Source organism: Syntrophomonas wolfei subsp. methylbutyratica, from assembly GCF_001570625.1.
GTDB classification, from domain to species: Bacteria; Bacillota; Syntrophomonadia; order Syntrophomonadales; family Syntrophomonadaceae; genus Syntrophomonas; species Syntrophomonas methylbutyratica.
Window position 1 is genome coordinate 1 of record NZ_BBQT01000039.1, and the last position, 4,049, is coordinate 4,049.

General features: G+C 44.4%; 7 protein-coding genes. 5 read left to right on the forward strand and 2 right to left on the reverse strand.

The window, feature by feature from the left end:
- Window positions 1-293 precede the first annotated feature (293 nt).
- On the forward strand, window positions 294-1,283 hold the full coding sequence (locus tag AWB54_RS14790) for a DUF6179 domain-containing protein (RefSeq protein WP_061215370.1): 990 nt from the start codon (window positions 294-296) through the stop codon (window positions 1,281-1,283).
- A 185-nt stretch (window positions 1,284-1,468) separates the two neighbouring features.
- Here AWB54_RS14790 and AWB54_RS14795 read toward each other — a convergent pair whose 3' ends face one another.
- Window positions 1,469-1,897 carry a P-loop NTPase family protein gene (locus tag AWB54_RS14795; protein ID WP_061215371.1) on the reverse strand — a complete coding sequence of 143 codons (429 nt, stop codon included), beginning with the start codon at window positions 1,895-1,897 and terminating at the stop codon, window positions 1,469-1,471.
- A gap of 69 nt (window positions 1,898-1,966) precedes the next feature.
- Between AWB54_RS14795 and AWB54_RS16155 the strand changes: the two genes are divergently transcribed.
- From AWB54_RS16155 to AWB54_RS15525, 4 genes are read left to right on the forward strand one after another with little or no spacing between them, the layout of a single operon-like run.
- Window positions 1,967-2,599 (forward strand): M56 family metallopeptidase, encoded by a 633-nt coding sequence (locus AWB54_RS16155; RefSeq protein WP_082736263.1) that lies wholly within the window; start codon window positions 1,967-1,969, stop codon window positions 2,597-2,599.
- 7 nt (window positions 2,600-2,606) lie between these two features.
- Window positions 2,607-3,146 (forward strand): ATP-binding protein, encoded by a 540-nt coding sequence (locus tag AWB54_RS15520; protein ID WP_082736264.1) that lies wholly within the window; start codon window positions 2,607-2,609, stop codon window positions 3,144-3,146.
- Window positions 3,113-3,541 carry a nitrilase-related carbon-nitrogen hydrolase gene (locus AWB54_RS14810; protein ID WP_235811209.1) on the forward strand — a complete coding sequence of 143 codons (429 nt, stop codon included), beginning with the start codon at window positions 3,113-3,115 and terminating at the stop codon, window positions 3,539-3,541. Before AWB54_RS15520 ends, AWB54_RS14810 begins: the two co-directional genes overlap by 34 nt.
- 3 nt (window positions 3,542-3,544) lie before the next feature.
- A complete protein-coding gene (locus AWB54_RS15525; RefSeq protein ID WP_394326501.1) occupies window positions 3,545-3,676 on the forward strand; it encodes a YjbQ family protein in 132 nt (43 codons plus the stop codon).
- Between the two features lie 27 nt (window positions 3,677-3,703).
- Here the strand turns inward: AWB54_RS15525 and AWB54_RS14815 are convergent, their stop codons facing one another.
- Window positions 3,704-3,901 (reverse strand): HutP family protein, encoded by a 198-nt coding sequence (locus AWB54_RS14815; RefSeq protein WP_368664475.1) that lies wholly within the window; start codon window positions 3,899-3,901, stop codon window positions 3,704-3,706.
- Between the last annotated feature and the right edge of the window lie 148 nt (window positions 3,902-4,049).

Below are 4,049 nucleotides of genomic sequence, written 5' to 3' on the forward strand. Positions count from 1 at the left end.
CCAGGATGGGAGATCAGCGCGGCACCCCTTGAGCCACGAGACAAGCCGCAGGTGTTGCCCATGCGAAGACTGCGAGCGGTATATTTATGCAAGCTAATGCATATTTATAACTTTTTGCAGTGACATCGATATTGGATATTGGATAGGAATTTGCTTTTACCAGATCAGTATAGCACAAGGTTGAAAATAATGGTTTAAGCATACTTGAGAAGGTAAATGGGGTCGGGGTAACGTGAAAAATACTTTTTCATTACTATTTGTATCGCCGCTTTTGCGGCGAGATGGAGGTTTTTATGATATTACGGAATGTACAGCTGGTGAGGAAAGGGCATCTTGCCGATAATATCGGAATCAAGCGGCGCCGGCGTTTTAATATCAATATTGATGATATGAGTATCCAGGGCGTTTTTTATATCAAACAATACCTGGAGAAATTGCAGCTTGAGGATCAGTTTTGCCGACTCTTTGCTCCCGAGGATATCAATCAACTCTTATATATTTACGGCCGGGTTTATCGTATTAATTACAGCGAGGCCTTAATCAATGTATTTGAAATTGTACTCAACAATGCAATTTATTCAGTATTATCAGGAAATAGCGAGGTTAAATTGCGCATTTCGCAAGAGCAATTTGAGCATTTACAACAGAAGTTTATGGGCCTCGATCACAGCCATACTATAGCTCTTATTGAGGATGCCATTGAAATATTAATTAAGCAATTAGGAATTGATCAGCCCCGCCCACAAGATTATATCAGGAAATTCAAATCCGTATTTTTAAGCAGGTTCATAAATGGATTAACGTATAATTGTCTGGAAAATGTCATCCTTATCGATAAGGAACAAACGCAAAATTTTGATATTGTTTTTGATGAGGGCAATCGCCTGGATGATGAGTCTTTTCGCCTAGTGGTGGATGATATCATGGACTGCACTTTTACCAAGAGAAAAACGGATATCGTACGCTCCAGCATTCATTCGCTGGGGGATTTTATAGATATTCTGGAAGCCGATTGTTTTTTTGGAGATGAATTTTATGATTTGTTCAACAGCTTGGGAGATATGGAATTATCAGTTTTGGCCAGAATCGTTTTCATAGAGGAAATCAGAAGCAATCTTATGAGCTTTTCCTTAGCAAGTCCAGGAGAAAAGGCCGAGGCAATGGAATGGCAGGTTGAGTTTTGCAATTTCTTGCAAAGCTTAAGCGCGGATAGAATCGAATCAATCGAAACCTATATCAAATCCAGCTTGCAAATGACTGATGCATGGGATTTTTTGGGCTAGGGGAGAGCGTCAAAAAAGGCGAATTGCTGCTCTTTGCCATCCATGGCATTGCTGCACTAGCCCATCCTTGGACGTCGCGCAGCTCTTTGCCTTTTTTGATCACGCTGTTTGATTTTGACTTTTTCTACAGTCTGACCACTCGTTTTTTTAACGAGTGGTCTTTTACGTCATTCAGTTGCTTGCTTTTACAACTGCTTGCTAAGCGCATTTTTGCGCTGTATAAGCTCGCTGTATTCTTTATCAAGGGCTGTATATTTTGGATCGCCGGGTTTGTAACGATTTAATTGACCAAGCACCCAGGATATTCTGGTTTCCAGCACCAACGTTTCCTCATCATTGCTCGTTTTTACTGAATCTGCACGGGTTTCAGCAAATTGCTTTTTAGCTGAATTGCCTTCGATGCGCATGATTCTTTGCTGCTCAAAAACAAGCATACCATCGCATATCTGCTCCAGGAAATAGCGATCATGGGTAATGAGGAGAATGGATCCCGGAAACTGCCGCAGGCTTTCCTCCAGGGCTTCCCGACTGTGCACATCCAGATGATTGGTGGGCTCATCAAGGATGAGCAGATCATATTGACCCATAATGGCTAATCCCATAGCGATTTTCATTCTTTCTCCCTAAATGGAACGTATGTTCTATTTAGGGTACCGTATATTGCCAGTAAAATCAAGAGCCCGGTGATTGCATTATTCCCACTTCATACCTGGCTGCCTGATGCTTATACTTATGCGTCCTCAGCGGTCAGTGCCTTGATGGCTTCAACCGGAACCAAGGTAGGGGCATACGGTTTTATTGCCGGATGGCATTTCTATTGCTATCGCAGATTTACCATGCAGCTTCGGGCAGATAGCCTCCCCGTAGCGGACGATACTGCCGCAGTCATTCTTTCCTCGTGCAAAGCGGCGTTAGGCGTCCACGGTGATGTAAAACTCATGCAGAACCACAAAATCACAGGCCCTATGCTTGTGGGGCTGCTCCGCCCTATGATACTGCTGCCAGCTTCCAGCATATCGGGAATGGACTTGAATCTGGTCTTGGCTCATGAGCTTATGCACCTGAAACGCAAGGATTTATGGGTAAAAATGCTTGCGCTGCTTGCGGGGACTCTGCATTGGTTTAACCCTTTGGCGCATATTCTTTGCAAGGATGTAAGCATATGGGGCGAGTTATCCGGCGACGAGGCGTTGGTATATGAAATGTCCCATGAGGAAAGAAAACTTTATGGCGAAGCCATCTTGAACACGCTGGATAATCATTCCAGCATTAACACGGCTTTAATTCAGATCACCGCATCACAATGCATCTCTTAATTCTCTCATTGGAGGAGGCAACAGTGCAACGTCGGGAGAAGTTTCCTTAGCTCACAATGGAATTTTGTTTTTAGACGAAATCACAGAATTTAGCAAAAAAACTTTGGACTCACTAAGGCAACCCATGGAAGATAAAAAGGTAACAATTTCAAGAGTCAAGTATACAAATTCATATCCAGCTAATTTCATGTTAGTTGCTGCTATGAATCCATGCCAATGCGGGTACTACGGTACAGACAAATGCAGGTGCACAGATTATGAGGTTTTGAAATACAGACAAAAAATTTCCGGTCCTATTTCGGACAGAATTGATATACAAAAATATGTGCATCCGGTAGATTTTATGAACTTAAGCAATTTTACCGCTAAAACAAGCTCAAGTGAATTAAGAGAACGAGTAGAAGCTGCAAGAATTATTCAAAATAAAAGATTTGAAAAATATGAAAATATAATATCCCGGGCCGGATTTACTTTCATGAGTCAGACACACTTGCTGCGGGGGAGAATATTACTATTGTCCGCTACAGATCCCATCTATTCGCTTTGATGATTTGCTATGATTGCCGTTTCCCGGAATTGGCCCGGGCTGCGGCCCTGGAAGGAGCGGAGCTGCTGGTGATTCCGGCGGCTTTCAATACTACCACCGGCCCAGCCCACTGGCAACTCTTGATGCGCTGCCGGGCGGTAGACAACCAGCTATTCGTTGCTGCCGCCTCTCCGGCCCGGAATCTATCTGCCAGCTATCAGGCCTGGGGACATTCCCTGGTGGTTGACCCCTGGGGGGATATACTTCAGGAAGCCGGGAGCGGTGAAGAGATCATCCATGCCCGGCTGGACTTTTCCCGGTTGGAACAAGTGCGGCAGGAGCTGCCTCTTCTCCGGCAGCGGCGAAAGGATTTGTACCGGCTGGATTATAAAGCACCAGGAAACGGGATAGTTTAACTGCTGCTCCACCACCAGGTTATTGTACCTGTAACCAACGGAGAGCTGGATCTCGGTCCCTGGCAGGATATCTTCTATGCCGAGTTCGATGGGCAGCGCAAAAAACGGGTTATTATCAAGGTTATGGGTGAATAAAAGGATTCTTAGCGATTCAGGTCTCTTCTAAGCGAACGGGCTGGCTGCCACTACCGCACGTTCAACAATCTTGCCCACCGAACTTATGAATTCTCCTCCATAATCGACCGCTACGGCCTTGACCTCCCAATTCTCCAGCAGTTCTTTTTTTAAGCGGGTCTCCTCCTGCCGGTAAGCAGACAAAGCCATCTTAATAGCTGCGGTTGATACAATCTTGCTTCCTATTTCTACCGGCCATCCACCTTTATATCCACTTTCTGATTAATTTTGGTAGCGTGGCAAAAGTATCTTTAGTTTTAGCTCTGGTAATGAGTATTTAGCTTGGTAGGATGCAGTAATAACTCGATATGTAGCCAGCTCATATAGTTGAAAA

Excerpts from the sequence above, each read along its gene's own strand:
- AWB54_RS14790 (WP_061215370.1), top strand. The coding sequence starts at position 294 with ATGATATTACGGAATGTACAGCTGGTGAGGAAAGGGCATCTTGCCGAT.
- AWB54_RS14795 (WP_061215371.1), bottom strand. The coding sequence starts at position 1,897 with ATGAAAATCGCTATGGGATTAGCCATTATGGGTCAATATGATCTGCTC.